Below are 16,866 nucleotides of genomic sequence, written 5' to 3' on the forward strand. Positions count from 1 at the left end.
CACTATGACGCAAACTTATATTCCAGGCAAAGATGCAGCGCTGGAAGATTCCATCGAACGCTTTCAGCAAAAACTACAAAATCTTGGCTTCAATATTGAAGAGGCTTCATGGTTAAACCCGGTCCCTCATGTGTGGTCAGTTCACATCCGCGATCGGGACTGCCCACTGTGTTTTACCAATGGTAAAGGTGCCAGTAAAAAAGCGGCACTGGCATCAGGGCTCGGTGAATACTTTGAGCGCCTGTCAACCAACTATTTTTTTGCCGATTTCTGGCTGGGTAAAACCATCGCCAACGGTGATTTTGTTCATTATCCTGACGAAAAATGGTTTCCACTCCCGGCAGACAACACACTGCCTGAAGGAATGCTCGATTCACGACTGAAAAAATTCTACGATCCTGAGCAGGAGCTGAATGCCAGCGATCTCATCGATCTACAGTCAGGCAATAGTGAACGTGGGATCTGTACTCTGCCGTTTATTCGTCAGTCCGATTTGAAAACGGTTTATATTCCAATGAATATTATCGGCAATCTGTATGTGTCAAACGGCATGTCTGCGGGTAATACTGCTAATGAAGCTCGCGTACAGGGTTTGTCTGAAGTTTTCGAGCGTTTCATTAAAAATCGTATTATTTCCGAGGCTATTAGCCTGCCGGCAATTCCCGATGACGTGCTCAATCGCTATCCCTCCGTAGTTGAATCGATAAAAAAATTGGAAGAAGAAGGCTTTCCGATCCTCTCTTACGATGCTTCACTCGGTGGCAAATACCCTGTTATTTGCGTCGTGTTGTTCAATCGTGAGAACGGAACCTGCTTTGCTTCTTTTGGGGCACATCCTGATTTTGGCGTAGCACTTGAACGCACCGTGACTGAACTGCTACAAGGGCGCAGTCTGAAAGACTTGGATGTTTTCACTCCGCCAACTTTTGATGATGAAGAAGTGGCAGAACATGCAAATCTGGAAACCCACTTTATTGATTCGAGCGGATTGATCTCCTGGGATATGTTTAAGGATGATGCTGATTATCCATTTGCAGACTGGAGCTTCGCCGGGACTACGGAAGAAGAATTCGCCACGCTGATGGCGATTTTCAATGCTGAAAACCAGGAGGTATATATTGCCGACTATCAGCATCTTGACGTTTACGCATGCCGCATTATCGTACCTGGTATGTCAGATATTTACCCGACTGAAGATTTACTTTTAGCTAATAACAACATGGGTGCGCCATTACGCCAGACAGTGCTTCAATTGCCTGATAGCAAGTGGAATAAGGAAGACTATCTGGCCTTAATGGAGCAACTGGATGAGGACGGCTACGATGATTTTGCCCGCGTCCGTGAACTGTACGGCATGGCCACAGGTAAGGATAATGGTTGGTACACGCTGCGCGTGGGTGAGCTAAAAGCCATGTTGGCTCTGGCTGGCGGCGATATCAATCAGGCACTGATCTGGACCGAATGGACCATGGAGTTCAACTCCTCCATTTTCAGTCCTCAACGGGCTAATTATTACCGTTGCCTGCAAACATTATTGCTTCTTAGCATGGAAGATGAGCGCGATCCTTTACAGTATCATCATGCTTTTGTACGCATGTACGGGCAGGAAGCTGTAGAAGCTGCGTCAGCAGCAATCTGTGGTGAAGCACCATTTTATGGTTTACAGCCGGTAGATGATGATTTATTGGCATTCCCGGCTCATCAGTCTCTCCTGTCAGCATACGAAAAACTTCAAAACGCCAAGCGTAACAACTGGAAATAATAATCTTTAAGGCGGCCTGTAAAATAATAAGGCCGCCAGTAATTAAAGTGCCATTATAAATAACAAAACAGGAATGAGTTTGGCTAATTAAAAAAATAAACCGATCCAGCCTCAAAAAGCACGATAATTGAAATAAATCATTTTAATTTTCTTACAAAAAAAGCACTACTAAAATTTAACAAAATAAAATCTTATCAAGAAAGTTAAAATAATTTTTATTCATATTATTCAAATGTTTATAAATAAAAAGCAATAAAAAACAGCATGTTAAATATCCACTTAATTATGTAACATGATCTAAGTCAATTTATCAAACCTGCTCCTCTGCTACTATTTCCATGTTAATTAATTTATGGAGTAGTTAGTGTGAAAGCTGGCAATCCGTTTAATTTGCTTTTACCCTCTGAAATGACCAAAGTTGCTGAAGAGGCCGGAGTCTATAAAGCACAGAAACATCCGTTCACTACATTCTTCCTGTCAATCACCGCTGGTGTATTTATTTCTATTGCATTTGTTTTCTATATCACCGCCACAACAGGTACAGAGGCAGTGCCTTTCGGACTGGCTAAATTGGTAGGTGGCATCTGCTTTTCATTAGGTCTGATGCTGGTTGTGGTATGCGGTGCCGATCTCTTCACCTCAACCGTGCTTACAATGGTCGCTAAAGCCAGCGGTCGCATCACCTGGGAGCAGCTTGCCGGTAACTGGCTAAATGTTTATGTCGGAAATTTTTTCGGTGCGATGTTCTTCGTCGGACTGCTCTGGTTTGCTGGCCAACATATGGCTGCAAATGGTGCATGGGGATTAAATGTTCTGCAAACGGCCGATCATAAAATGCACCATACTTTTTTTGAAGCGGTGTGCTTGGGAACACTGGCGAATTTAATGGTCTGTATGGCGGTTTGGATGAGTTACTCAGGGCGTAGCCTTACAGATAAGATGTTAGCGATGGTGCTGCCGGTGGCCATGTTTGTGGCCAGTGGGTTTGAACATAGTATTGCTAATATGTTTCTTATCCCTATGGCTATTCTGATTAAAGACTTCGCCTCTCCTGAGTTTTGGCAGGCAACAGGAACAACGGCTGCTCACTTTTCAAGTCTGACCACCAGCAATTTCATTACAGATAATCTCATCCCTGTAACTATCGGTAATATCATTGGAGGGCTGCTTGTCAGCCTCACTTACTGGGTTATTTATTTGCGTAGTGACGAGCATCACTAACTGATTAAAAAATTTGCCATCCGTTAGCTTTTGCCAGCTGCGGGAACGAAAGAATTTAACGTAATTGAGGTAGATTCATATGAGCGAGCACAATGAAAAACTGGCTGCGGCATGGAACGGCTTTACACAAGGTGAATGGCAGAAAAGCGTTAACGTTCGTGACTTTATCCAGAAAAACTACTCTCCCTATGAGGGCGATGAAACGTTTTTGACTGGAGCCACTGAAGCAACGACGTTGCTTTGGGATCAGGTGATGGAAGGCATCAAGCTCGAAAATCGTACCCATGCACCTGTAGATTTTGACACCGACCTCGCGGCCACAATCACTTCACATGATGCGGGCTATATTAATAAAAAACTGGAAACCATTGTTGGTTTGCAGACCGAAGCACCGTTGAAACGCGCCCTGATTCCTTTTGGCGGTATCAAAATGGTAGAGGGGTCCTGCAAGGTTTATGGTCGTGAACTGGATCCCGCTCTGAAAAAAATCTTTACCGACTTCCGCAAAACCCACAACCAGGGTGTATTTGATGTTTATACCCCAGATATTCTGCGCTGCAGAAAATCTGGGGTATTGACAGGATTGCCCGATGCATATGGGCGTGGTCGTATTATCGGTGACTATCGCCGTGTTGCGCTCTACGGTATCGACTTTTTGATGAAAGATAAATTTGCCCAGTTTACCTCCTTACAAAGCGATATGGAGAATGGCGTCAATCTCGAAGCGACTATCAGGCTACGAGAAGAAATTGCCGAACAACACCGCGCGCTTCAGCAAATTAAAGAGATGGCGGCCAAATATGGCTGTGATATTTCTGCGCCCGCTTCTACCGCACAGGAAGCAGTTCAGTGGACCTATTTTGGCTATCTGGCCGCGGTAAAATCGCAAAACGGCGCGGCTATGTCCTTCGGGCGCGTATCAACTTTCCTGGATATTTATATTGAGCGCGATCTTAAAGCAGGTAAGATCAACGAACTGCAGGCGCAGGAATTAATTGACCACCTGGTAATGAAACTGCGTATGGTGCGTTTCCTGCGTACGCCTGAATACGATGAGCTTTTTTCTGGCGATCCTATCTGGGCAACTGAGTCATTAGCAGGCATGGGGGTGGATGGCAGGACTCTGGTGACCAAAACCAGCTTCCGATTCCTGAATACGCTTTATACCATGGGGCCATCACCCGAACCAAACATGACCATTCTGTGGTCGGAAAAATTGCCGTTCAACTTCAAAAAATATGCTGCCAAAGTCTCCATTGATACCTCTTCAGTGCAGTATGAAAACGATGATCTGATGCGTCCTGACTTTGATAACGACGATTATGCTATCGCCTGCTGCGTTAGCCCCATGATCGTCGGCAAGCAGATGCAATTCTTCGGTGCCCGTGCAAACCTGGCAAAAACAATGCTGTATGCCATCAACGGTGGTATCGACGAAAAACTAAAAATGCAGGTTGGCCCTAAAGAAGAACCAATCATGGATGAGGTACTGGATTATGACAAAGTCATGGATCGCATGGACCACTTTATGGACTGGCTTGCAAAACAGTATATTACTGCTCTTAACATTATACATTACATGCATGATAAGTACAGTTATGAAGCATCGCTGATGGCACTGCATGACCGGGATATCTTTCGCACCATGGCATGTGGTATTGCAGGACTATCGGTAGCAGCTGACTCACTGTCAGCGATTAAATATGCCAAAGTGACTACTATCCGTGATGAAGATGGCCTGGCTGTTGATTTTAAAATCGACGGTGAATATCCACAATTCGGGAATAACGATCCTCTCGTCGATGATATCGCCTGCGACCTGGTTGAACGTTTTATGAAGAAAATTCAGAAACTGCAAACTTATCGCAACGCAACTCCTACACAATCGGTGCTGACCATTACTTCCAACGTGGTTTACGGTAAAAAAACGGGTAACACACCGGATGGTCGTCGTGCTGGTGCACCATTTGGGCCGGGTGCAAACCCAATGCATGGTCGGGATCAGAAAGGTGCTGTAGCTTCATTAACTTCTGTTGCAAAACTACCATTTGCCTACGCTAAGGACGGTATATCTTATACTTTCTCTATCGTACCGAATGCATTAGGTAAAGATGATGACGTGCGTAAGACCAACCTTGCTGGCCTGATGGATGGCTATTTTCATCACGAAGCAAGCATCGAAGGTGGTCAGCACCTCAATGTCAACGTCATGAATCGTGAGATGCTTTTGGATGCTATGGATAACCCTGAGAAATATCCACAATTGACCATTCGCGTGTCTGGTTACGCTGTTCGGTTTAACTCTTTGACTAAAGAACAGCAGAAGGATGTTATCACTCGTACCTTTACACAGACAATGTAAGTACGGCCCTTCCCTATAAAAACTGAAGGCTCCCTACGGGAGCCTTTTTATCAGCCAGATTTGTCAGACATCTGTTCAGTTTCTCAAGTGACTGATAAAAAACCAACGTAGCGAAAGACTACGGCAGATGGCGAACGTGGAGAATATATCGCAATGTCAGTTAAAGGCCGCATCCATTCATTTGAATCCTGCGGGACCGTTGACGGTCCTGGTATTCGCTTTATAACTTTCTTTCAGGGCTGCCTGATGCGTTGTCTTTACTGTCATAATCGTGACACCTGGGATACGCAGGGCGGTCGGGAGATAACCGTCGAAGAATTAATGAAAGATGTAGCCTCTTATCGCCATTTTATGAACGCATCCGGTGGAGGCGTAACAGCATCTGGCGGAGAAGCTATTTTACAGGCGGAATTTGTAAGAGACTGGTTTCGTGCATGCCGGGCTGAGGGGATCAATACCTGTCTGGACACCAATGGTTTTGTTCGTCGCTATGATCCGATTATTGATGATCTACTTGAGGTTACTGATTTAGTTATGTTGGACCTGAAGCAAATCAATAACGATGTCCATCAAATCCTTGTCGGTGTATCAAACCATCGTACGCTTGATTTTGCACGCTATCTGGCAAAGAAAAATATTCGGACATGGGTGCGCTATGTTATCGTGCCTGGCTATTCTGACGATGACGATTCCGCCCATCGCCTGGGGAAGTTCACGCGTGATATGGATAACGTAGAGAAAATCGAACTGTTACCCTACCACGAGCTTGGAAAACATAAATGGGTTGCGATGGGCCATGAATATAAGCTGCATAATGTGCATCCGCCCAAAACCGAGACCATTGAACGGATAAAGGATATTTTGTCCAGCTATGGTCATAAGGTAATATACTGATCTACATACTTAATGCAACAGATCTGCTTAAGCATGCGCAATCGGCGTAACATGATGATCGGCTTTACGCAGTAGCATCACCAGATACAGCAGCGACACGCCGGCAATCATGACAAACAGCATATGATCGGAATAATTCTGCATCAGTGCTGATGTCATTGCAGGGCCAGCAAGGCTGCCGATAGTGTAGCTAAGTAGCAGGGCCTGATTCATCGCAACCAGTTGATGATGCACCACTTTCTCACAAGCCCATAACATCGCAACAGGGTAAAGCGTGAACCCAGCCCCGCCGAGAATAAAGAGTGCTGGTGCCATTGCGGCGTTGCCCAGCATCGCGAGTGCACCAATAATAATGGCAAATACCTGAACCCGAAGTACAAGTAAGCGGCCGAACCGGTCCGCGAGACGTCCTGTTGGCCACTGACCAACGATGCCAGAGCTGATCAATAAAGCCATCCAGTAACCAACCGTTGAGTCGCTCATTCCCTGGTGAGAAAGATAAAGCGGCATGAGTCCATAAAGTGAACCCAATAAAATACCGGAAATAATGCAGCCATTAATCCCAAGACGTGCGCTACGTAAACGCAATATTGACCACATACGTGATGGCTGAGTCTCTTCATCATTGCTTTTTGCCATGATTTTCGTAAAGACCAGCGGCAGAATGGCTACCAGCACCAGTCCCGTTACCCAGGGAATGACCTGAATCAGTTCCGTTGACACTTTGCTGACAAGAATCTGGCCCACCACGGTGCCGAGGTAGTAAACCATCATATAGGCAGCGAGCAACTGCCCACGGTTGCGGATAGTGCCGCTGCAAAGTAAAGCGCTTTCAACAACCACCCAGAGTAATGCGCAACCGATACCAGCAACAAATCGCCACGCCGACCACGCCAGCAGACCGTTTTGAAAAATCAGTGCCATTGTACCCAGCGCAAAAATAATCGAGGCAATGTAATAGCTGCGGTTGAAACCTAAACGTTTTATCGCTGTACCCGCCAGTAACGTCCCGACCAGGTTACCGCTATACCACGAAGAACTGACCATACCCACCTGCCACGTCGGCAATGAACCGTGAGTAAGCCAAAGTGGTACCAGCGTATTGAGTACGGCAATGGAGATAGTAAGCAGCAGCAGACCACAAAGCAGGACAATTACGGGTCGGGACCAGGTAGACATTATTTAAAACAACCAAAAGGGCGGGGAAATTTCGCGCATCATGCCAGTAAAGAAATTATTGTCAACGGCTTAAAATCGACCACCGCACAATTTGCCCGACAAGGATTTAATTTTTTTATCTGCAATCGCAATACGGCGTGAAATTCATATTCAGAATAGAAGCTATCAAATTGAAATTTATCAATTTATTTTACTATACATTACGCTAATCGATGATATTTATTGCTTGTAGAATTCGCTGAAATATTAAGTTATTTACCTGTCAGGCCTCAAAACTGAAGCAGTAAAGAAAAAAGCCTGCTGGTTAACCAGCAGGCTTCAATGCATTAATTAGCCAATGTATTCCAGCCCTCTCATATATTTCTTCAGTACCTCAGGCACTGCAATTCGACCATCGGCCTGCTGATAGTTTTCCAGTACAGCAACCAGAGCACGACCTACCGCCAACCCTGAACCATTCAAGGTGTGAACCAGACGTGGTTTCTTCTCCGTTTTACTACGGCACCGGGCCTGCATACGACGGGCCTGAAAATCGCCCATATTTGAACAGGATGAGATTTCACGATAAGTGTCTTGTGCAGGCAACCACACTTCTAAATCGTAGGTTTTGCCAGAACCAAACCCCATGTCACCTGTGCACAGTAATACTTTGCGATAAGGCAACTGCAGCAATTGCAGTACTTTCTCTGCATGCCCCACCATTTCTTCGAGAGCCTGCATTGATTCCTCAGGTCGGGCTATCTGCACCATTTCAACTTTATCAAACTGGTGCATACGGATCAGACCTCGGGTATCCCTTCCATAAGCACCGGCTTCCGAACGGAAGCAAGGTGTATGCGCGGTAAATTTCAGCGGCAACGATTCCTCTTCAAGAATTTCATCACGGACCATATTGGTCAGTGGTACTTCTGAGGTTGGTATCAAGGCATAGTCGCTGCTGGAGGCTTCTTCCTCCAACGGTCGCGTATGGAAAAGATCCTCACCAAATTTAGGTAATTGCCCGGTTCCATACAGGGAGGCGTGATTCACCAGATAAGGTACGTAGGTTTCCAGGTAACCGTGCTGCTCCGTGTGCAGATCCAACATAAACTGGCTCAGTGCACGATGCATCAGAGCAATTTGCCCCTGCATAACCACAAAGCGGGAGCCAGTTAATTTGGCACCCATGGCAAAGTCGAGTCCATGGGCCATCTCGCCAAGTTCTACGTGATCGCGAACGGGAAAGTCAAAGTGCCGCGGCTCACCCCACCGGCTGATCTCCAGATTTTCACTGTCATCTTTTCCTGGAGGGACTTCATCTGCAGGTATATTTGGTATCGTCAATGCCAGGTCACGAATCTCGCTTTGTAATGTATCGAGCTCCGCTTTAGCCGCTTCCAGGCGCTCACCCAGCTGGTTAACTTCCTGCAGCAATGGCTCAATGTCTTCCCCACGCACTTTAGCCTGGCCGATAGTTTTGGATCGGGCATTACGTTCAGCCTGAAGTGTTTCCGTTTCAACCTGCAAAACCTTGCGACGTTCCTCTTGCAAACGCAACGTTTCAACATCCAGTTTAAAACCTCGCCGTGCCAGTTTTTCAGCGACTGCGTCTGGCTCATTACGCAGCAGATTGGGATCGAGCATGCTTATCCTGTGATTAATATATTGAAGTAATAAGAGGGTACATACAGTATGCGAATGCGTTGGATTTATTGCTAACCTTACCGCAACACTCTTATCTACGATAGCGTTTTATCGGGCTATTTTGATCCTGTTCTGTCAGCCAGGCCAGCTTTTCGCCGATCTTCGCTTCCAGCCCGCGTGAGGTCGGTTGATAGTATTGCGTTTGTGCCATTTGCGATGGGAAATAATTTTCCCCGGCGGCATAGGCATTTGGTTCATCATGCGCATAGCGATAGGCTTCTCCGAACCCCATCTCCTTCATCAATTTTGTTGGCGCATTACGAAGATGCTCAGGTACATCATAATCCGGGCTTTCACGGGCATCCCGCATGGCCGCCTTGAAAGCCGTGTACACGGCATTGCTTTTCGGGGCGCAGGCCAGGTAAATAATTGCCTGTGCAATTGCTCTTTCCCCTTCCGCTGGCCCGACACGGGTAAAACAATCCCACGCTGCGATCGCAATTTGCATAGCACGAGGATCGGCATTGCCGACATCTTCTGAAGCAATAGCAAGCAGCCTGCGAGCCACATAAAGTGGATCGCCCCCAGCGGTGATAATCCGGGCATACCAGTATAAAGCCGCATCAGGCGCAGAACCGCGAACAGACTTATGCAGTGCCGAAATCAAATCATAGTAGCGGTCACCCTTATTATCGAATCTGGCGCTACGTTCCCCTGAAACTTCATTGAGCAGCTGCAACGTCAGTTCACGTTCTCCAGTACTGTTGACTTCGGCCATATCGGCCATCATTTCCAGCGTGTTAAGCGCCCGACGTGCATCACCATTGACCAGAGCGGCAACTGTTTTGCAAGTTTCAGCAGGCAACCTGATATTTTCGTTGCCATAGCCTCTTTCCTTATCTTGCATTGCCTGTCCCAGCACTGCTTCAATTTCCTCGCTGGTTAATGATTTCAGCAGATAAACTCGGGCACGGGACAGCAAGGCAGAATTAAGTTCGAACGAAGGGTTTTCAGTGGTGGCACCAATAAATGTAATGGTGCCATCTTCGATGTGCGGCAGAAAGGCATCCTGCTGACTTTTATTAAAACGATGTACTTCATCAACAAAAAGGATAGTTCGATGCCCCGCATCACGATTTTGTCGGGCGCGTTCAATCGCCTCGCGAATTTCTTTAACACCAGAGGTAACCGCAGAAATTCTTTCGACACCGGCATAAGCATAATGCGCAATAATCTCAGCCAGCGTGGTTTTACCTGTACCCGGCGGCCCCCATAAGATCATCGAATGCAAATGCCCTGCTTCAATCGCCCGCGGCAGAGGTTTACCAGCAGCCAGCAGATGCTGTTGCCCAATATACTCAACCAGCGTGCGGGGCCGCATCCGCGCTGCAAGCGGTTGAAAACTGTTATGGGAAAAATCCAGTGACAGATTCACGCACGCTGACCTCACTGACGTTGATCGTCCACCGTGACACCTTTTGGTGGGGTAAACTGAAATTTATCGGCACTAATCGCGCCATTTTTCTGGCTTTTCAGCGCATAGCTACTGCGCTGCCCATCCTGCTCAACCGCGCTGAATTGATGAATAGTGCCATCAGACGATACATTAATCGTGAACTGCTTCAAATTGCCATCAGCTGACTCAGGGGTCAGTTCGAAACTGTCACCCTGCTGACGTATGTTGTATTGCTTCCAGTCACTATTTTGGTTGCGCGCAATCAAGATAAACGGCGTGTTGCTGGTGGCATCCTTCAGCCAGGTTGCGCTGACCTGCTCAACAAATGGATTGTAAAACCACAGAGTTTTCCCATCTGAAATCAGCACACTTTCGTCCGGTGCTGTCATATGCCAGTTAAAAAGGTCCGGGCGCTTAACCCATAGCTCACCTTGTCCCTCCTGAACTGACTGGCCACTGCCATCAGTTACTTTCTGGGTAAAACTGGCATGAAAACTGTTCACTTTATTAAGACGCTGTTGCAGATCGGAAGAGGCATCCGCTAATACGCTTACAGAAGTGAACGCCGCCAGCAGGCAGCAGGAAAGCACTATTTTTTTCATCACGGCATCCTTATTGAAAACTTTTATATCCCTGAACGTAGGGAAGCTCATGTGGATAACTGTACTCAGGCTGGAACAATAGCAACAGACGACTGTTCCGAATGCCATCAACCACCACTGTCTGATATGGCGTTTCAGTTCTGGGACTCAACGAGCCGCGGTTAATCCGGCCCGCCTGAATGTTAATAGTTTGGTGAAGTATTATTACATTTCATGAGGTGGTGGTGAAAGCACTTCACGATTACCATTATGACCAGGTGATGAGACAATGCCTTGCGCTTCCATCTGTTCAATAATGCGCGCAGCACGATTGTAACCAATTCGGAACTGGCGCTGCACACCGGATATTGATGCCCGGCGTTTTTCAACCACAAAACCCACGGCCTGATCAAACAGAGGATCAAGTTCTTCATCACCATCCATACCAGCTGCCCCCCCTTCGCTTTCCTCACCAGCCGTGATGCTGTCGATATACTGAGGAAGTCCGCGCGCTTTCCAGTCCTGTACCACGGCATGAACTTCCTGGTCACGCACAAAGGCGCCATGAACACGCACTGGCATTGAAGAGTTAGGGGGCATGTATAGCATATCGCCCATGCCAAGCAATGATTCAGCTCCCCCCTGATCGAGGATGGTGCGGGAATCAATTTTGCTCGACACGGTAAAGGCTATGCGCGTTGGAATATTTGCTTTAATAAGTCCCGTAATCACATCAACGGAAGGACGCTGGGTAGCCAGGACCAAGTGGATGCCGGCAGCGCGCGCTTTTTGTGCCAGTCGGGCAATCAGCTCTTCAACCTTTTTCCCGACCGCCATCATCAAATCGGCAAACTCATCCACCAGCACCACAATGAAAGGCAACTTTTCCAATACTGGAGGTATGCTATCCATGCTGTCGCCAGGCTTCCAGAATCGATCGGGAATAGGGCGTCCCATTGCCGCCGCCTGAGCAATTTTTTCATTGTAGCCAGCAAGATTACGCACGCCGAGCGCTGACATTAATTTGTAACGCCGCTCCATTTCGCCAACGCTCCAGCGCAGAGCATTTGCAGCGTCTTTCATGTCGGTCACTACTTCCGTGAGTAGATGGGGGATCCCCTCATAAACCGATAGCTCGAGCATTTTCGGATCGATCATGATAAATCGCACATCTTCCGGCGTGGCTTTGTACAACATGCTGATAATCATTGCATTGACGCCGACTGACTTACCTGAGCCTGTCGTACCTGCGACCAGCAGATGTGGCATTTTTGCCAGATCGGCGACCACAGGCTGCCCTGCAATATCCTTACCCAGCACAACGGAAAGGGGTGAAGGGTTATCCCGGAACTTATCGCACTCCAGAACTTCCCGCATATAGACCGTTTGACGGTGTTTGTTAGGCAACTCCAGCCCAACATAAGGTTTGCCCGGAATGACCTCAACAACACGTACCGCAACCGCAGAAAGGGAGCGCGCAAGGTCGCGAGACAAATTAGAAATACGCGCGGCCTTAACACCTGGTGCCAGGTCAAGTTCGAAACGAGTAATGACCGGACCAGGAGAGATGCCTACCACTTCCGCTTTCACCCGATAATCAGCCAGACGCGCCTCAACCAGACGAGCAGTTTGCTCAAGAGCAAACATATCCACCGGCTCGGCTTCTGCCGGAGGAGCACTCAGTAGGTCAAGAGTGGGTAACGGTGTGGTTGGCCTTTCCAATGGTTGCTCATGGCGTACCAAAAACGGATGGAACAGGCTGTCAGCAACGGACTGTGCAGATGCTTCAGGTTGAGCAGTGATGACAGTTTGCTGTTGCTCAACGGATGATATCTGTTGGGGCGGTATGGCAGGCTGTTGCCATACGGTATCCTGACTCTCAACAATCTCCGAGGGCGTAAACAATGGTTCACCTTGCCCGTCATCGACCAGGTCATTCATCGGCGAGAAATCGAAAGTGCCTGCCGTATTGAGTTGGAAAGTCGGACCTTCTTCCGGTTCTTGCGTATATTGATAACGCTGTTCCTGTTGCGCTGAAAACTGGCGCGCCAGTTCTGCCTGCTCGCGCTCTTCATCAGCATCATCAGCAAATTTTTCACCATAACGATCCTGCTGCTCTGCAAGGAAAGCCTCGCGCAACTGAGCCTGTTCACTTTCTTCCGCACCTTCATCAGTTTCGGCAGATGGCTGAGACAGATCCCTTTGCTGACGCAGTGCATCTTCTTTAGCTTTCTCTTCAGCCATTCGCTGCGAAGGTAATTTAATCCCCCACGAAGCAAGCTCCCGTCGAGTCGGCAGCCTGACCGGATTTGGGCGCGGTAGTTCAGGGCCAGCACCCTGCTTCACCTGCGTATTTACAGACCCACTGGCTGCTGTCAATCCAGGCATAAAGGGCATGGCGGCAGGTATTTCTGCTGGTTTTACATCTTCGGGCTGCGAAACGTCCTGCGAAGAAAAATCACATGATAAAGATACATCACGCCAGTTACCCATGCTCGGAGCATCATCCTGGCCAACCTGAGGCAAAGATATGGCTGGTACCTCTTCAGGCACGGTAAACTCAGACCATTCAGCCAGTGCGTTCTTGTCTGGTATAGACGCCGTTTGGAGAGGTTGCGGAATTGTGGTTTGGCCTTGAGCATCAGCAGATGCTGCCATCACTGGTGGTGTTGGCCTTGCAGAAAGCGATACAGGCTGCGGTACTATTTTTGAATCTTCGCCAGCCCTCACTGAAGCGGGCGGCATAGCTAAAAATGGAGCGTCATCTTCATTATTATGCTGAATAATTTCGTGACGTGCTTTTTTCGGGGCAGACAGGAGCACATCATCACTTTCATCAGATGGATGCGGCAGGGACTCAGAAGATGCTGACCTCTTGTACCACTCTTCTTCGTACTCATCATTCTGGTACTCTTCTTCTTGCCACCGATCATCTTTGCGTGAACGATTACTGGCAAATGTCAGGATGACCATTACCACACTGCCGATTTTTTCGGCAATTATCAGCCATGACCACCCCGTGTAAAGGGTCAAGCCCGCAGCCCATATAAACAGTAATGTCAGCGTTCCTCCTGGACCACTAAACCAGGGTGACATAGCATTACTTAGCAAGCTTCCTATCACACCACCAGAAGCGAAATACCCGATATCATCTGCATTCAGGGCCGCCAGTCCACAGGTTGTCACGACAAGAGCAAGTACACCTATAAGCCGCAATGCTACAGCAAAGTAGTCGATATACTCCTGCATGTTGCACTGACGAAAAACTATCCAGTAAAACCCCAATATTACTGGCGGGATAACATAAGCCATCACGCCAAAGATGAAAAACAGCGTATCCGCAAGCCAGGCCCCCACACCACCACCCAGGTTATGAATGGGTTCATGCCAGGCAGTCTGTGACCAACTGGGATCGGAAGGGTTGAAGCTCACCAGAGCAACCATTAAATAAACGGCGAGAAGAGCAACGATAATTAACAAGGCTTCCAGCAGACGTCGTCCGCTGCTCATCGGTTGTAACGAAACATCTTTATCTTCTGTATATTCCTGGCTCAAGCGCATCTCCAGGTGCTTGTAAACAATGAAAGCAGCAGCGCCGGGCTTACCCGACGCTGAACCTGTATGAATTCACAGGAGTGTACCGAAATCTGTCAGGATTTGCACCCGATGTGTGTTACCGCGTTTTAATCACCAGTCGGTTGCTTTGCTTCACTTCTTCCATGACCACGTAAGTACGCGTGTCGTTAACGCCCGGCAAGCGTAGCAGGGTTTCACCGAGCAATTTACGGTACGCCGACATGTCAGGAACGCGCGTTTTCAATAAATAGTCGAAATCACCTGAAACAAGATGACACTCTTGAGTTTCTTCAAGTTTTTGCACCGCAGCATTAAATTGCTCAAACACATCCGGGGCCCCACGATTAAGAGTAATCTCAACAAATACCAGCAGCGATGCATCAAGGTAGTGTGGATTCAGTTGAGCAGTATACCCAAGAATAAACCCCTGACGTTCAAGGCGACGAACGCGCTCAAGGCAGGGTGTCGGAGATAACCCTACCCGTTTGGATAGTTCAACATTCGAGATGCGCCCATCCTTTTGTAATTCATTCAGAATATTACGATCAATTCTGTCGAGATCTTTACCAGGCCGTTTTTTATTGTCTACCATTATTATTGTCTCTCTTAAAACCTTCCCTTTACCTGCCATCCCCTGCTCAATTTAAATTATCGCAGGGATGTTCTAAGTGAAGTCTGGAGCCTGCTGCGAGATTTACCGCCCATTCGCATGAAGCATGTTGTCTGTCCACACCATGCTTCATTACCAATGACAGACCGGGTATATCTGACCGAAAGCGCAAAATCAGCGAGTTATACTAATTCGCCAGCCGAAACACCCATTGCTTCCTATAATGTTTTCGCAAAAGCCCAGCCGATTGTCAAAGTAAAACAACCTAAATCAGTACAACATGCCGTATGTGTTGCTAACTGGCCATTTTTTAATAGATATTTTGGCCTTATTGCACCATCTGGCATCATCATTTGCTCTGTTTTTGCGCATTATTATCCAAAGTGGATCAGCTTAAATCGATTTAGCCTGTTATAACCATTGTGAACAAAATCGCTGAACGCTTTTTTTGCTCCGGTAAATTCCCTACAATCGCAAACAATCCTGAAAATAAAAACAGTTGAGGGTCTCATGAGCACCGTTAAACACAGTAAATTACTTATTCTGGGTTCTGGTCCGGCAGGCTATACCGCCGCCGTATATGCGGCTCGCGCCAATCTGAATCCGGTATTGATTACCGGTATGGAACAAGGAGGTCAGCTGACCACCACCACTGAAGTGGAAAACTGGCCCGGCGATCCGCACGATCTCACAGGACCGCGGCTTATGGAACGCATGCAGGAACATGCAGAAAAGTTCAACACGGAAATCATTTTCGACCATATCCACAGCGTTGATCTGCAAAATCGTCCGTTCAGATTGACAGGTGACAACGGGGAATACACCGCAGATGCGCTGATTATCGCAACAGGTGCATCAGCGCGCTATCTGGGACTGCCTTCAGAGGAAGAATTCAAAGGCCGCGGGGTTTCTGCCTGTGCCACCTGTGACGGTTTTTTCTATCGTAACCAAAAAGTTGCCGTTATTGGTGGAGGAAATACTGCGGTTGAAGAAGCGCTTTATCTGGCAAACATTGCTGCTGAAGTGCACCTTATTCATCGCAGGGATAGCTTCAGGGCCGAGAAAATCCTTATTGACCGCCTGATGGAAAAAGTTCGCAATGGCAACATTGTGCTGCATACCAATCAGACGCTGGACGAAGTCATCGGTGACCAGATGGGTGTCAGCTCTCTTCGTTTGCGTTCAGCGCTGGATAATACTGAGACGAAAGAACTTAATATTGCGGGCCTGTTTGTTGCAATTGGTCACAGCCCGAATACCGCCATATTCAAAGATCAGCTTGAGCTGGAAAATGGATATATAAAAGTTCAGTCTGGCCTCCAGGGTAATGCGACACAAACCAATATTCCAGGCGTATTCGCTGCGGGCGATGTCATGGATCATATTTATCGTCAGGCAATTACTTCTGCCGGCACGGGGTGTATGGCCGCACTGGATGCAGAACGCTATCTGGATGGGTTAGTTAAAAAGCCCCAGTAACTTGTTAATAAGTTGAGCTAACTTTCCTGCGGGCGACCATAACTGGTCGCCTTTTTAATTGCTGCACGGTACTATTTACCATAATTTTCCCGATTCATCACGGGCCGCGCCGACGGCTCACTC

The 16,866-nt window shown here is 47.6% G+C and carries 12 protein-coding genes; 6 read left to right on the forward strand and 6 right to left on the reverse strand.

What is annotated here, in order from left to right; genetic code table 11:
* Positions 1–4: 4 nt before the first annotated feature.
* The 4 genes from ycaO (at position 5) to pflA (ending at position 6,239) form a co-directional block, all read left to right on the forward strand.
* Entirely contained in the window at positions 5–1,762 is a 1,758-nt protein-coding gene (ycaO, locus tag LU633_RS15685; RefSeq protein WP_016189670.1) for a 30S ribosomal protein S12 methylthiotransferase accessory factor YcaO, read from the forward strand.
* Between the two features lie 366 nt (positions 1,763–2,128).
* Positions 2,129–2,983 carry a formate transporter FocA gene (gene focA / locus LU633_RS15690; protein WP_016189671.1) on the forward strand — a complete coding sequence of 285 codons (855 nt, stop codon included), beginning with the start codon at positions 2,129–2,131 and terminating at the stop codon, positions 2,981–2,983.
* Positions 2,984–3,062: 79 nt separating this feature from the next.
* Positions 3,063–5,345: a formate C-acetyltransferase gene (gene pflB, locus LU633_RS15695; protein WP_016189672.1), complete on the forward strand. Its 2,283-nt coding sequence runs from the start codon at positions 3,063–3,065 to the stop codon at positions 5,343–5,345.
* Positions 5,346–5,498: 153 nt separating this feature from the next.
* On the forward strand, positions 5,499–6,239 hold the full coding sequence (gene pflA, locus LU633_RS15700; protein ID WP_016189673.1) for a pyruvate formate lyase 1-activating protein: 741 nt from the start codon (positions 5,499–5,501) through the stop codon (positions 6,237–6,239).
* Positions 6,240–6,266: 27 nt separating this feature from the next.
* Here the strand turns inward: pflA and LU633_RS15705 are convergent, their stop codons facing one another.
* From LU633_RS15705 to lrp, 6 genes are all read right to left on the reverse strand, one after another.
* Positions 6,267–7,418: an MFS transporter gene (locus tag LU633_RS15705; RefSeq protein ID WP_016189674.1), complete on the reverse strand. Its 1,152-nt coding sequence runs from the start codon at positions 7,416–7,418 to the stop codon at positions 6,267–6,269.
* Between the two features lie 330 nt (positions 7,419–7,748).
* Positions 7,749–9,041, reverse strand: coding sequence for a serine--tRNA ligase (gene serS / locus LU633_RS15710; protein ID WP_016189675.1), 1,293 nt, complete (start codon positions 9,039–9,041; stop codon positions 7,749–7,751).
* Between the two features lie 91 nt (positions 9,042–9,132).
* Positions 9,133–10,422: a replication-associated recombination protein A gene (locus LU633_RS15715; RefSeq protein ID WP_046372255.1), complete on the reverse strand. Its 1,290-nt coding sequence runs from the start codon at positions 10,420–10,422 to the stop codon at positions 9,133–9,135.
* 65 nt (positions 10,423–10,487) lie between these two features.
* Positions 10,488–11,099: an outer membrane lipoprotein chaperone LolA gene (lolA, locus tag LU633_RS15720; RefSeq protein WP_016189677.1), complete on the reverse strand. Its 612-nt coding sequence runs from the start codon at positions 11,097–11,099 to the stop codon at positions 10,488–10,490.
* Positions 11,100–11,303: 204 nt separating this feature from the next.
* Complete coding sequence (locus LU633_RS15725) at positions 11,304–14,633, reverse strand: DNA translocase FtsK 4TM domain-containing protein (protein WP_040465274.1); 3,330 nt, start codon at positions 14,631–14,633, stop codon at positions 11,304–11,306.
* 118 nt (positions 14,634–14,751) lie between these two features.
* The gene (gene lrp, locus LU633_RS15730; protein WP_006118610.1) at positions 14,752–15,246 is read right to left on the reverse strand and encodes a leucine-responsive transcriptional regulator Lrp; all 495 of its coding nucleotides are present in this window, start codon (positions 15,244–15,246) and stop codon (positions 14,752–14,754) included.
* A gap of 117 nt (positions 15,247–15,363) precedes the next feature.
* Here lrp and LU633_RS15735 point away from each other — a divergent pair, with 117 nt between their 5' ends.
* Together LU633_RS15735 and trxB are read left to right on the forward strand one after the other, a co-directional pair.
* Positions 15,364–15,681: a hypothetical protein gene (locus tag LU633_RS15735; protein WP_152664173.1), complete on the forward strand. Its 318-nt coding sequence runs from the start codon at positions 15,364–15,366 to the stop codon at positions 15,679–15,681.
* Between the two features lie 93 nt (positions 15,682–15,774).
* On the forward strand, positions 15,775–16,743 hold the full coding sequence (gene trxB / locus LU633_RS15740; RefSeq protein WP_016189679.1) for a thioredoxin-disulfide reductase: 969 nt from the start codon (positions 15,775–15,777) through the stop codon (positions 16,741–16,743).
* Positions 16,744–16,866 lie beyond the last annotated feature (123 nt).

The organism is Erwinia tracheiphila, assembly GCF_021365465.1.
Taxonomy (GTDB): Bacteria; Pseudomonadota; Gammaproteobacteria; order Enterobacterales; family Enterobacteriaceae; genus Erwinia; species Erwinia tracheiphila.